This is a genomic window from Erwinia sp. OLFS4 (assembly GCF_002752165.1).
Lineage (GTDB): Bacteria > Pseudomonadota > Gammaproteobacteria > Enterobacterales > Enterobacteriaceae > Izhakiella.
Map to the genome: position 1 here is coordinate 17535 of NZ_MOMB01000005.1, position 12218 is coordinate 29752.

General features: G+C 50.1%; 12 protein-coding genes, 1 tRNA gene and 1 other RNA gene. 8 read left to right on the forward strand and 6 right to left on the reverse strand.

Translation table 11 applies throughout. The features are described 5' to 3' along the window. Positions 1-4: 4 nt before the first annotated feature. Complete coding sequence (locus BL249_RS02175; RefSeq protein ID WP_099704858.1) at positions 5-1930, forward strand: DNA topoisomerase III; 1926 nt, start codon at positions 5-7, stop codon at positions 1928-1930. Then, complete coding sequence (locus BL249_RS02180; RefSeq protein WP_099704859.1) at positions 1927-2247, forward strand: DUF1496 domain-containing protein; 321 nt, start codon at positions 1927-1929, stop codon at positions 2245-2247. Before BL249_RS02175 ends, BL249_RS02180 begins: the two co-directional genes overlap by 4 nt. 27 nt (positions 2248-2274) lie before the next feature. Here the strand turns inward: BL249_RS02180 and xthA are convergent, their stop codons facing one another. From xthA to BL249_RS02205, 5 genes are all read right to left on the reverse strand, one after another. Continuing rightward, on the reverse strand, positions 2275-3084 hold the full coding sequence (gene xthA, locus BL249_RS02185; protein WP_099704860.1) for an exodeoxyribonuclease III: 810 nt from the start codon (positions 3082-3084) through the stop codon (positions 2275-2277). A 173-nt stretch (positions 3085-3257) separates the two neighbouring features. After that, positions 3258-3391: non-coding RNA, RtT sRNA (locus BL249_RS02190), on the reverse strand. 41 nt (positions 3392-3432) lie between these two features. Beyond that, positions 3433-3517 (reverse strand) — tRNA-Tyr (locus BL249_RS02195). A 141-nt stretch (positions 3518-3658) separates the two neighbouring features. Beyond that, positions 3659-4507, reverse strand: coding sequence for a formyltetrahydrofolate deformylase (gene purU / locus BL249_RS02200; RefSeq protein ID WP_099704861.1), 849 nt, complete (start codon positions 4505-4507; stop codon positions 3659-3661). Positions 4508-4552: 45 nt separating this feature from the next. Further along, positions 4553-5002 (reverse strand): YchJ family metal-binding protein, encoded by a 450-nt coding sequence (locus BL249_RS02205; protein WP_241898823.1) that lies wholly within the window; start codon positions 5000-5002, stop codon positions 4553-4555. 107 nt (positions 5003-5109) lie between these two features. Here BL249_RS02205 and rssA point away from each other — a divergent pair, with 107 nt between their 5' ends. The 5 genes from rssA to BL249_RS02230 all read left to right on the forward strand — a co-directional run bounded on the left by rssA (position 5110) and on the right by BL249_RS02230 (position 10602). After that, a complete protein-coding gene (gene rssA, locus BL249_RS02210) occupies positions 5110-6009 on the forward strand; it encodes a patatin-like phospholipase RssA (protein WP_099704863.1) in 900 nt (299 codons plus the stop codon). Positions 6010-6099: 90 nt separating this feature from the next. After that, positions 6100-7113 (forward strand): two-component system response regulator RssB, encoded by a 1014-nt coding sequence (rssB, locus tag BL249_RS02215; RefSeq protein WP_099704864.1) that lies wholly within the window; start codon positions 6100-6102, stop codon positions 7111-7113. Between the two features lie 192 nt (positions 7114-7305). Continuing rightward, the gene (galU, locus tag BL249_RS02220) at positions 7306-8208 is read left to right on the forward strand and encodes a UTP--glucose-1-phosphate uridylyltransferase GalU (protein WP_099704865.1); all 903 of its coding nucleotides are present in this window, start codon (positions 7306-7308) and stop codon (positions 8206-8208) included. Between the two features lie 30 nt (positions 8209-8238). Beyond that, on the forward strand, positions 8239-9582 hold the full coding sequence (locus tag BL249_RS02225; RefSeq protein WP_099704866.1) for a UDP-glucose dehydrogenase family protein: 1344 nt from the start codon (positions 8239-8241) through the stop codon (positions 9580-9582). A 12-nt stretch (positions 9583-9594) separates the two neighbouring features. Then, positions 9595-10602 (forward strand): NAD-dependent epimerase, encoded by a 1008-nt coding sequence (locus tag BL249_RS02230; protein WP_099704867.1) that lies wholly within the window; start codon positions 9595-9597, stop codon positions 10600-10602. A gap of 115 nt (positions 10603-10717) precedes the next feature. Here the strand turns inward: BL249_RS02230 and hns are convergent, their stop codons facing one another. Then, on the reverse strand, positions 10718-11125 hold the full coding sequence (gene hns / locus BL249_RS02235) for a histone-like nucleoid-structuring protein H-NS (RefSeq protein ID WP_099704868.1): 408 nt from the start codon (positions 11123-11125) through the stop codon (positions 10718-10720). A 388-nt stretch (positions 11126-11513) separates the two neighbouring features. On the opposite strand from hns, the gene tdk reads away from it, so the two are divergent. Then, positions 11514-12098, forward strand: a complete 585-nt coding sequence (tdk, locus tag BL249_RS02240) for a thymidine kinase (RefSeq protein WP_099704869.1) — start codon at positions 11514-11516, stop codon at positions 12096-12098. Positions 12099-12218: the final 120 nt, after the last annotated feature.

Below are 12218 nucleotides of genomic sequence, written 5' to 3' on the forward strand. Positions count from 1 at the left end.
CTGAATGCGTCTGTTTATTGCTGAAAAACCCAGTCTTGCCCGTGCGATTGCCGATGTTTTGCCAAAACCACACCGGCGTGGTGACGGATATATTGCCTGTGGGTCGGATCAGATAGTGACCTGGTGCATCGGGCATTTACTTGAGCAGGCGGAACCAGAGATTTATGACAGCCGTTTTGCCCGCTGGTCGCTGAGTGATTTGCCAATAGTGCCGGAAAAATGGCAATTACAACCGCGTGCAGCGGTAGCAAAACAGCTTAACGTGATTAAGCAGCTGCTGGCCGGGGCCAGTGATATTGTTCATGCCGGTGACCCGGATCGCGAAGGTCAGCTGCTGGTTGATGAAGTGCTTGATTACCTGCTCCTGGCGCCAGAAAAACGTCAGCAGGTCCAGCGCTGTTTGATCAACGATCTTAATCCCCAGGCGGTGGCGCGGGCTGTCAATCGTCTGCGGCAAAACAAAGAGTTTATTCCTTTGTGCGTTTCAGCGCTGGCGCGAGCCCGGGCCGACTGGCTTTATGGCATCAATATGACCCGTGCCTGGACGTTATTGGGCCGTAGTGCGGGTTATAACGGCGTGCTTTCTGTTGGTCGGGTACAAACGCCTGTACTGGGGCTGGTGGTGCGTCGTGATGAGGAAATAGAAAACTTTGTCGCCAAAACGTTTTATGAGGTTAAGGCCCATATAGTCACGCCGCTCGAGGAGCGTTTTGTGGCTATCTGGCAGCCGAGCGCTTCCTGTGAACCCTATCAGGACGAGGAGGGGCGGCTGCTGCACCGGGCGCTGGCGGACCACGTGGTGAGCCGTATCAGCGGTCAGCCGGCAATCGTTACCCGTTATCAGGACAAGCGCGAGAATGAGCTTGCGCCGCTGCCGTTTTCGCTATCGGTATTACAAATTGAGGCGGCAAAGCGTTATGGACTCAGTGCCCAAACGGTGTTGGATACCTGCCAGCGTTTGTATGAAACTCACAAGCTGATTACCTACCCGCGTTCAGACAGTCGTTATCTGCCGGATGAGCATTTTGCCGGTCGCCATACGGTACTCAATGCAATACAGGCCCATCAGCCGGCGCTGACCCTGCCGGCAACGTTCAATAGTGAGCAGAAAAACCGCTGCTGGGATGACAGCAAAGTGGATGCCCATCATGCCATCATTCCCACTGCGCGCGCGACAAGCTCTCAGCTAACGGAAAATGAAAATGCTATCTATCAGCTGATTGCCCGTCAGTATCTGATGCAGTTTTTACCGGATGCTGTGTTTCGTAAATGTACCATTGAGCTGGATATTGCCGGGGGTATCTTCGTCGCCAAAGCGCGTTTTCTTGCCGAGGCTGGCTGGCGAACGTTGCTGGGGAGTAAAGAGCGAGATGAAGAAAATGACGGCATGCCGTTGCCGGTTGTGGCAAAGGACGATCGTTTGCTGTGCGAGGGGGCTGAGGTGGTGGAGAAACAAACCCAGCCGCCACGACCGTTTACCGATGCGACATTACTGTCGGCAATGACCGGGATTGCGCGATTTGTCCAGGATAAAGAATTAAAGAAAATACTGCGCGCGACCGATGGATTAGGTACGGAGGCTACGCGAGCGGGTATTATTGAATTATTGTTTCGCCGAACCTTCCTGTATAAAAAAGGGCGCAATATCCATGCCAGCGAGGCGGGAAAAGCATTAATCCATGCCTTACCGGAAATGGCCGCCCGTCCTGATATGACGGCTCACTGGGAATCGACCCTGACGCGCATCAGTGAAAAGCAATGCCGCTATCAGGACTTTATGCAGCCACTGGTTGAGACCCTTAGCCAGTTAATCAGCCATGCTAAGCAGCACCCCGCCGCTGATGCGTTTCGCGGGTTGCCGCCCGCACCGGCAAAAAACAATGTCGCCGCCAGCAGCCGGACGACCAGAAAGAGGCAGAAAAAGGCATGAAGACAACCTATCTACTGATAGCCAGCGCGCTGGTGCTGCTGAGTATCACCAGCATGGCCGCCAACGGGCGCAATAATACTGATGTGGCTGCGCGCCACAGCGAGGAAGCCGGTGGCGTGATTATTGATTTACCGCCCCAGACCTTAACACAGCAAAACCGCAACAATACATTGCCCTGCCTGCGCTGCTGCATTTTTGAAAATCATCAGTACAGTGAAGGGGCGGTGGTGAAAAGTGAAGGGGTGTTATTGCAGTGTGTCAGGGATGAGCACTCGCTGGGAACCAATAATCTTATCTGGAAAATTATCCGTCAATAAACGCAGCCCGTAGCCGGGCTGCCTGTGTTAATTAAAGCGGAAGGTTGCCCAGACTGGCGCGTGATCTGACGGTTTTTCCATGCTGCGGATCTGGTAGTCAATGCCGCTGTCAATACAGTGTGACGCCAGCGCGCGGCTTGCCAGCAGCAGGTCGATGCGCAGACCGCGATTGTCATCAAAGCCTTTTGAACGGTAGTCGAACCAGGAAAAGCGATCGTTAATTTCCGGATTCAGCTGACGCCAGGTATCGGTTAGTCCCCAGCCTAACAATCTGTCCATCCACTGGCGTTCTTCAGGTAAAAAAGAGCACTTGCCGGTGCGCAACCAGCGCTTGCGGTTTTCTTCACCAATACCAATATCGCGATCGCTGCTGCTGATATTCATATCACCCATAATCAGCACCGGATTTTCCGGTGTCAGCTGCTGCTCCAGGTAATTTTGCAGATCCCGGTAGAACTTTTCTTTTGCCGGAAATTTAGTGGGGTGGTCACGGCTTTCACCCTGAGGGAAATAGCCATTGATAACGGTGATGTTACCGAGCGGGCTGGGAATTTCCGCCATAATCAGACGTCGCTGTGCTTCGTCATTGTCTGAGGGAAAACCCCGGCGCACCGATACCGGTGGCGTTTTGCTCAACAGGGCAACGCCATAATGACCTTTCTGCCCATGGTAGAACACGTGGTAACCGGACGACGCGACCAGCTCATGTGGAAACATATCGTCATGAACTTTGGTTTCCTGCAGGCCAATCACATCGGGTTGATGTTGCTGGATGATGGCGTCAAGCTGATGCGGTCTGGCTCGCAGGCCATTGATATTAAAAGAGACAAATTTCATGGAGCCCTGTCTGATAAGCAGAAAACGTAAGCGCAGATGGTAGCAGACCTGGCTGAGCGGGGGAAGGTACGGATGAGCCGGTGCGGCCCGAACCTTGTCGAAGGTTCTCGTCCTTCTCCACGCTGGATACCGGGCTGTTGGTGTCGGGGTTGAGTACAATGCTAAAAATAAAATGGTGGTGGGAGAAGGATGATTCGGCGCCCAGGCCGCCTCACCCTTCGGGCCGTTGCCTGTAAGGCAACGTTGTCTCGCTACGCTCGGCTCGAACCTTGTCGAAGGTTCTCGTCCTTCCCCACGCTGCATACCGGGCTGTTGGTGTCGGGGTTGAGTACAATGCTAAAAATAAAATGGTGGTGGGAGAAGGATTCGAACCTTCGAAGTCTGTGACGGCAGATTTACAGTCTGCTCCCTTTGGCCGCTCGGGAATCCCACCAGAAGTCGGCTGGTTGCTGGTAAGCGGGGCGCATAATAGCAAAAGCTAACTGGCTGTAAAGGCTTTGAAGAAAAAAATGGATGTGGTTGCTTTTTTTTTGCCCGCGCCGCGGCCGGTACGGGCAAAAAAACGTCATTCAGCTTATAAAATAATGGTTCTGTTGCCGTAGACAAAGACGCGTTGGTTCAGGACCTGATAGAGCGCCCGGCTGAGCACGTTTTTTTCCACGTCGCGACCAGCCCGCATCATATCTTCGGCGGTATAGGTATGGTCGACGTGAATCACATCCTGCATGATGATGGGGCCTTCATCAAGATTGTCGTTAACGTAATGGGCGGTTGCACCAATAAGTTTTACCCCGCGCTCATAAGCCTGATGATAGGGGCGAGCGCCAATAAATGCCGGTAAAAATGAGTGATGAATATTAATAATTTTGTTGGGGAAACGGGCAACAAAACCGGGCGTCAGCACGCGCATATATTTTGCCAGAACGACATAATCAGGCTGATAGCGTTCGATACTGCTGGCCATTAGATCATCATGTTGTTCACGAGTCAGGCCTTCATGACTGACCAGCACGAAGGGAATATCAAAACGCTCAACCAGGGTGCGCAATGTTTCATGATTGCCAATCACCGCGGCAATATCGACATCCAGCCCACCATAGGCGCTTTTCATCAACAGGTCCCCCAGACAGTGCGCTTCTTTCGTCACCAGGATGACTATCCGCCGACGCCCGGCGGGATGTAGTTCCCGAACCGATCCGGCAGGCAGCGCGTCATCAAGATCGGCCAGCAGCGAACGGTCGTCAAAGGTTCCCTCCAGCTCGGTGCGCATAAAGAAACGGCCGGTGCGATGGTCAACAAATTCATTATTCTGAACAATATTCAGCGCGTGGGTAAAGCAGACATTGGTGATACGGGCAATCAGTCCACGCGCGTCGGGACAGATGGTGCGCAATACTTTACGTTGTGGGTTTTGCGGTTGCATTACGTTGCTAATCCTGTAGAAAAAACTTACTGTGCTGCGGGCCAGTTACTGACCACAACATTTTTTATGTTTCTGGCCTGAACCACAAGGGCAGCGATCATTGCGGCCAGGCACAAGGAAGGTGCCGTCGATATAGTACCAACGCGCGTCCTCCCGTACAAAGCGTGAACGCTCATAGATAAATCCTCGCCGTTTGTCGGCGTAGCGCGCAAAAAAGGTAACATAGCCGCTCTGACCGTCGACAGCCAGTTGATTGGCGAGTACTGTCAGACCCAGCCAGTGGGTTTGCTCGCTACTCTGCGCCACACTCTGTGCTAATCCTGGTGGCCGGCTGGAAGGGTGCCAGGTTTGCTCAAGCCAGTCGCCATTGTTCTGGACATAGGCAACATAGCGTGAGCGCATTAGCGTGAGTGGGTCGGGGGGCAGCGCCAGTCCGCTTAGCCAGCGCTGGCAACATACGCTATAATCGAGCCCACTACAGCAAGGACACAACATCGATACGGCGACTCCGGTAACTGAATATATGAAAAAACTGGTCAGGCATCCATCGTACCTGAGCTCGGTTGCTGATGCCATTAAAGACCAGGGGGTTGTGAGGTAAAATGAGACAGGTAAAAGTTGGTCTGGCGTTAGGTTCCGGCGCCGCCAAGGGTTGGGCGCATATTGGCGTCATTAATGCGCTGCTACGTGCAGGGATTCAGATTGATGTGGTTGCCGGTTGTTCTGTGGGGGCGCTGGTAGGGGCCGCTTATGCCAGCGGTCATCTTGGCCTGATGGAGCGCTGGGTCAGTTCGTTTAGTTACTGGGACGTTTTACGTCTGATGGACGTTTCATGGCGTCGGGGTGGCCTGCTGCGCGGTGACCGGGTTTTTACCCAGATTAAACAAATTATTCGCGCAAGCCATATTGAACACTGTGCGTTACCTTTTGGTGCGGTGGCGACTAATCTCAGTACCGGTCGCGAATTATGGCTGACTGAAGGCGACCTTCACCTGGCGGTCAGGGCTTCCTGCAGTATGCCAGGCTTGCTTCCGCCGGTTGGCTATAACGGTTACTGGCTGGTTGACGGTGCGGTGGTTAATCCTGTGCCTATCTCACTGACGCGTGCGCTGGGCGCTGACATTGTTATTGCGGTTGATTTGCAACATGATGCGCACCTGATGCAGCAGGATTTATTGTCAATAACCCCTGAAACCGTCCCCGAGGAGATAGGCTCCAGTTGGGGATGGCGACTGAAAGAACAGATTGCGCGATTCACCCAGCGTAAAACCCAGCAATCCCCCGGGGCAATGGAAATTATGTCCACCTCCATTCAGGTACTGGAAAATCGCTTAAAGCGTAACCGTATGGCCGGTGACCCGCCGGATGTGTTAATCCAGCCGTTCTGCCCGCAGATTTCCACGCTGGACTTTCATCGGGCGCAGGAAGCGCTGGCAGCCGGCGTGCTGGCGGTGGAAAAAAAACGCGATGAATTACTTCCTCTGGTTCGGAATCGTAAATAGTGTGGCTGGTATGATGACTTCAGGACATTCCGAGAGGCAAAACCGGCGATTATCGATCACTATTTACTTAACTGATCGAGGGGGAGAGTGATGGAACAGCCATTAAGCGGCAAACACATTCTTGTGGTGGAAGATGAGGTGGTTTTCCGCACTCTGCTTGAAAGTTTTCTCGCCTCCCTGGGGGCGCAGGTCACCATTGCCGGAGACGGGGTAGAGGCGCTTGAACGGCTCAGAACGCTGTCACCGGACCTGCTCATCTGCGATCTGGCCATGCCAAGAATGAATGGTATTAAGCTGGTGGAACATCTGCGCATGGGCAATAGTACGCTACCAGTCCTGATAATTTCCGCTACGGAAAATATGTCCGACATTGCACATGTGTTACGCCTTGGCGTGCAGGACGTGTTGCTCAAGCCGGTACGCGATCTTAGTCGCCTGCGCGAAGCGGTGCTGGAATGTCTCTATCCCTCGATGTTTACTTCGAAAGTGCAGGAAGACGAACAGTTATTTCAGGACTGGGATGCGCTGGTGCGTGACCCGCCGGCAGCGGCAAAGCTGCTGAAAGAACTGCAACCACCGGTTCAGCAAACCCTGGCAGGCTGTCGGGTGAATTATCGTCAGCTGACCATGGCAGAACAGCCCGGATTAGTGTTAGATATTGCTGCTTTGTCTGAGAAAGATCTGGCCTTTTATTGTCTTGACGTGACGCGGGCAGGGGATAATGGCGTACTGGCTGCACTTTTATTACGCGCATTATTTAATGGTTTGTTACAAGAGCAATTATCAGGACAGGCACAAAGGCTGCCTGAATTAAGTGGTTTGTTAAAACAGGTGAATCTTTTATTACGTCAGGCCAACCTGAGCGGCCAGTTCCCATTATTGGTTGGTTATTATCATCAGGCTTTAAAAAATCTTATCCTTGTTTCCGCCGGTTTAAATGCCACGCTTAATATAAACAGCCATCAAATTCAGCTCAGTAATGGCGTGCCGCTGGGTACGCTGGAAAGTACGCATCTTAACCAGATCAGCCAGCGCTGTGATGCCTGGCAATGTCAGGTTTGGGGAACCGGAGGTAAACTCTGGTTAATGTTGTCTACAGATTAATCATTCTGGCTGTTTTGCATCAGCAGTATAGAGACAGTGTCCGGGATAAGTTTTACACTTGGGTAATAGTCTTAATTTATGCTGAAATGATTCAACCAGGATAAATCCGTGCGTATCTAGCTGATATACTCGTTTCGTTTTTAAATCGACATATCAAGTAATAACTTGAACGGCCCAAAGAGAGGTACTTTGATGTCTGCCTATAAGTCCAAAGTAAAAAAAGCGGTTATCCCGGTTGCAGGATTGGGAACGCGTATGTTGCCTGCTACCAAAGCTATTCCGAAAGAAATGTTACCGCTGGTTGATAAGCCGTTAATTCAGTATGTCGTCAACGAGTGTATCGCTGCCGGCATAAATGAAATTGTACTGGTTACCCACTCTTCTAAGAACTCCATTGAAAACCATTTTGATACCAGTTTTGAGCTGGAAGCAATGCTGGAAAAACGTGTTAAACGTCAGCTGCTTGAAGAGATTCAGTCGATTTGCCCGCCGCACGTCACCATTATGCAGGTTCGCCAGGGATTAGCGAAAGGTCTGGGCCATGCGGTACTGTGTGCGCATCCGCTGGTAGGCGATGAGCCGGTTGCGGTGATTCTGCCAGACGTGATTATCGATGAATATGAATCAGATCTGAGTAAAGAAAACCTGGCCGAAATGATGAAGCGCTTTGATGAAAGCGGCCACAGCCAGATTATGGTCGAGCCGGTTGCTGATGTTACCGCATACGGTGTGGTTGACTGTAAAGGCGCGCAGTTACAGCCAGGGGAAAGTGCCCCGATGGTGGGTGTGGTTGAAAAACCTAAAGCTGATAAGGCACCCTCGAATCTGGCCGTCGTCGGACGTTATGTGCTTTCTGCTGACATCTGGCCTTTGCTGGCTAAAACGCCTCCAGGGGCAGGTGATGAAATTCAGCTTACCGACTCCATTGCTATGCTGATGGATAAAGAGACCGTAGAAGCCTATCACCTGAAAGGTGTCAGCCATGACTGCGGCAACAAACTGGGCTATATGCAGGCATTTGTTGAATATGGTGTGCGTCACAATACGCTGGGCAGTGATTTTAAAGCCTGGCTTGAAGACACCATTGCGAAATAAGTTAAATACATTTCTGATCGGGACAATCCAATGAAAGTCACCGTTTTTGGTATCGGCTATGTAGGTCTGGTACAGGCAGCTGTACTGGCGGAAGTCGGGCACGATGTCATTTGTATCGATGTTGATGAAAACAAAGTTGAAAATCTGAAAAAGGGCATTATCCCTATTTATGAACCGGGCCTGACGCCGCTGGTGATGCAGAACTATGAGTCTGGTCGCCTGAAATTTAGCACCAATGCTAAAGAAGGGGTTAACCACGGGGAAATGCAATTTATTGCCGTAGGTACGCCGCCGGACGAAGACGGTTCGGCTGACCTGAAATATGTGACTGCAGTTGCCCGCACTATCGCCGAACACATGCAGGGCCATAAAGTCGTTATTGATAAATCAACGGTCCCGGTTGGCACCGCTGACCGCGTGCGGGCGGTGATGACAGAAACGCTGAAAAAACGTGATGTTAGCATTGCGTTTGATGTGGTTTCTAACCCGGAATTCCTGAAAGAAGGGGCTGCCGTCGCTGACTGTATGCGACCGGAGCGCATTGTTGTCGGCACGGATAACGAAGACGTTGTTGATTTACTGCGCGAACTGTACGAGCCGTTTAACCGTAATCATGATCGCATGATCCTGATGGATATTCGTAGTGCCGAACTGACCAAGTATGCGGCTAACTGCATGCTGGCGACTAAAATCAGTTTTATGAATGAGATATCTAACCTTGCCGAGTTGCTGGGGGCGGATATTGAAAAGGTACGTCAGGGCATTGGTTCTGATTCGCGAATTGGCTACTCATTTATCTATCCTGGCTGTGGCTACGGTGGTTCCTGCTTCCCGAAAGATGTTCAGGCCCTGATTCGTACTTCACAGCAGATTGGTTATACGCCACGTATCTTACAGGCGGTTGAAGCTGTTAATGACGATCAGAAGCTGAAGTTGCCCGGCTTTATTAAGCGTCATTTTGGCGATGATTTAACAGGAAAAACCTTCGCTCTGTGGGGACTGGCGTTTAAGCCAAACACAGATGATATGCGCGAAGCCTCCAGCCGGGTATTGATGGAGACGTTGTGGCAGGCTGGCGCGCGTGTCCAGGCATTTGATCCTGAAGCAATGGATGAAGCACAGCGTATTTATGGCAATCGGGATGACCTGAAACTGATGGGGACCAAAGAAGCGGCGTTGCAGGGAGCTGATGCGCTGGTAATTTGTACCGAGTGGAAGAATTTCCGCGTGCCCGATTTTGATGTGGTTAAAAGTGCCTTAAAAGAACCCGTGATTTTTGATGGTCGTAACCTGTATGATCCGGAGAGAGTCAGTAATCGCGGTTTTGTTTATTATGCAATTGGCCGCGGAGCTTCTGTAAAGTTGCATAATTAACCGAGGGAAAGTATGAAATATCTGGTTACCGGCGCGGCAGGCTTTATCGGGTTTTATGTTGCCCAACGTCTGCTTAGCGCTGGTCACCAGGTTGTCGGGATAGACAGCCTGGATGACTATTATGATGTCAGTCTGAAACAAGCTCGCCTTGATCTCATCGCCAGACATGACCACTTCTCTTTTGTCAAAGGTAATTTGACCGACAGTGCAACCGTCGCAGATTTATTTGCACAGCATCAGTTTCAACGGGTTGTTCATCTTGCCGCGCAGGCAGGGGTGCGATATTCGCTGGATAATCCTCATGCTTACACCAGCACCAATATTGTTGGCTATCTGAATATTCTGGAAGGTTGTCGTCAGCACAATATTGAACATCTGCTTTATGCCTCGTCAAGTTCGGTTTATGGTCTGAACCGAAAGCTACCTTTCTCTACAGATGATACCGTTGACCATCCTATTTCACTGTATGCAGCAACCAAAAAAGCCAATGAGCTGATGGCGCATACCTATTCACATTTATATGGTGTGCCTACCACCGGTTTACGTTTTTTCACCGTCTACGGTCCCTGGGGACGCCCGGATATGGCACTGTTCAGATTTACCCGCGCCATTCTGGCCGGTGAAGCCATTGATGTGTACAACCACGGAAATATGCGGCGGGATTTTACTTACGTCGAGGACATTGCCGAAGCGGTGGTCCGTTTACTGGATGTTATTCCCGCTGCGAATGCGCAATGGACGGTTGAAAATGGATCGCCTGCTGCCAGTTCTGCACCGTACCATATTTATAATATTGGTAACAGCCAGCCGGTGATGCTGACAGATTATATCGCTGCTATTGAAAAGGCGACGGGGCTGAAAGCACGTAAGAATCTTCTGCCAATGCAGCCTGGTGATGTTCATGAAACCAGCGCCGATACACAGCCGCTGTATGACGTTATCGGCTTTAAGCCGCATACTGACATTAATGAAGGTGTCAAGCGATTTGTCGACTGGTATCGCACCTTCTACAAGGTGTAATCACTGCGATAAAAAAGGAAGCCTTGGCTTCCTTTTTTATCTGGTGTTGATAATGAACGATAAGAAATTAAAAACGGAATTTCAATAACAATTAGTCAGGGCAGCAAAGGCTAACTCAGAGCAAAAAATCATCCAGCTGCTTACCTTGTTCTTCCAGCGCTTTTTTGATTACGGCCGGTGTACGTCCCTGGCCAGTCCAGGTTTTGGTCTCACCATTTTCATCGACATACTGATATTTAGCAGGGCGCGCGGCGCGTTTTGATTTTGAACTGTTTTTGCTGGCGCCAAGTGTGGCAAGTAATTCGTTCGGATCAATACCGTCAGCAATCAGCATTTCACGGTATTGCTGAAGTTTACGGCTACGTTCTTCAATTTCTGCCTGGGCCTGATTTTCTTCTTCACGGCGTTCATTAACTACTACTTCGAGTTTTTCAAGCATTTCTTCCAGCGTTTCAAGCGTACATTCTCTCGCTTGTGCACGCAGCGTACGGATATTATTAAGAATCTTAAGGGCTTCGCTCATTGTCCGGATCTCTGAATTATAAAGGAAGGTAGACACCGCAGCTAATAATAGAGAGAGAAAAAATAAACTGCAACTGATAATTTATTATTTAGAACATTTGATTTAAATATACCCGTGCGAAATTATCTAACAATAACAGCAGTTGAAATAAAAGTTAAAAGTGGCTTAATGATTAAGCACTGATTGAAAAGTCTTAAAAAATGCCATGATTTTTAATTTAATCACCCGGTTTACATTGGTTAATCAGCAGGAAAGTTTCTCCTCAGACCTATTTTTTATCAGATCGAATGACGTGTTGTTTACCTGCAGGCGCCAGGCTGACTGCTTCAGGCCATGATTATGGTACAATTGCTGGCGATTTTCTTCTTACTGTCCGGAGTCCAGCCTGATGGCGCAGCTTTACTTTTATTACTCTGCAATGAATGCGGGTAAGTCTACAGCCTTGCTACAGTCGTCATATAATTACCATGAACGTGGTATGCAGACGTTAATTTACACCGCAGAAATCGATGATCGGCACGGTAGTGGTAAGGTGAGCTCCAGGATTGGCCTGGCATCGCCAGCCAGGCTTTACAATCAGGAAACCGAATTTTATCAGCAAATCAGTGCCGCTCATGCTAAGCAAACGATACATTGTGTGCTGATTGATGAATGTCAGTTTTTAACCCGTGAGCAGGTAAAGCGTTTATCTGACGTGGTTGATTTTCTTGATATTCCGGTGTTGTGCTACGGTTTACGCACAGATTTTCGTGGCGAACTGTTCTCGGGCAGTCAGTATTTGCTGGCATGGTCAGACAAACTGGTAGAATTAAAAACCGTATGCCATTGCGGGCGTAAAGCGGGTATGGTGCTGCGGCTGGATAATAACGGTGTTGCTTTTCGCGAAGGCGAGCAGGTAGTGATTGGCGGTAATGAACGCTACCTTTCGGTATGCCGCAAACATTATAAAGAGGCGATTGAAAAGGCCGTTTAAAGTAGAAACGGATTTAGCCACGATAACAAGTGCCGGATGTGACCAGAAAGTTCCTGGCAGCGGTCAACGTTCAGCATTTTTTATAAAAAAAATTAATCAATATATAAAAACCCGCCGCAG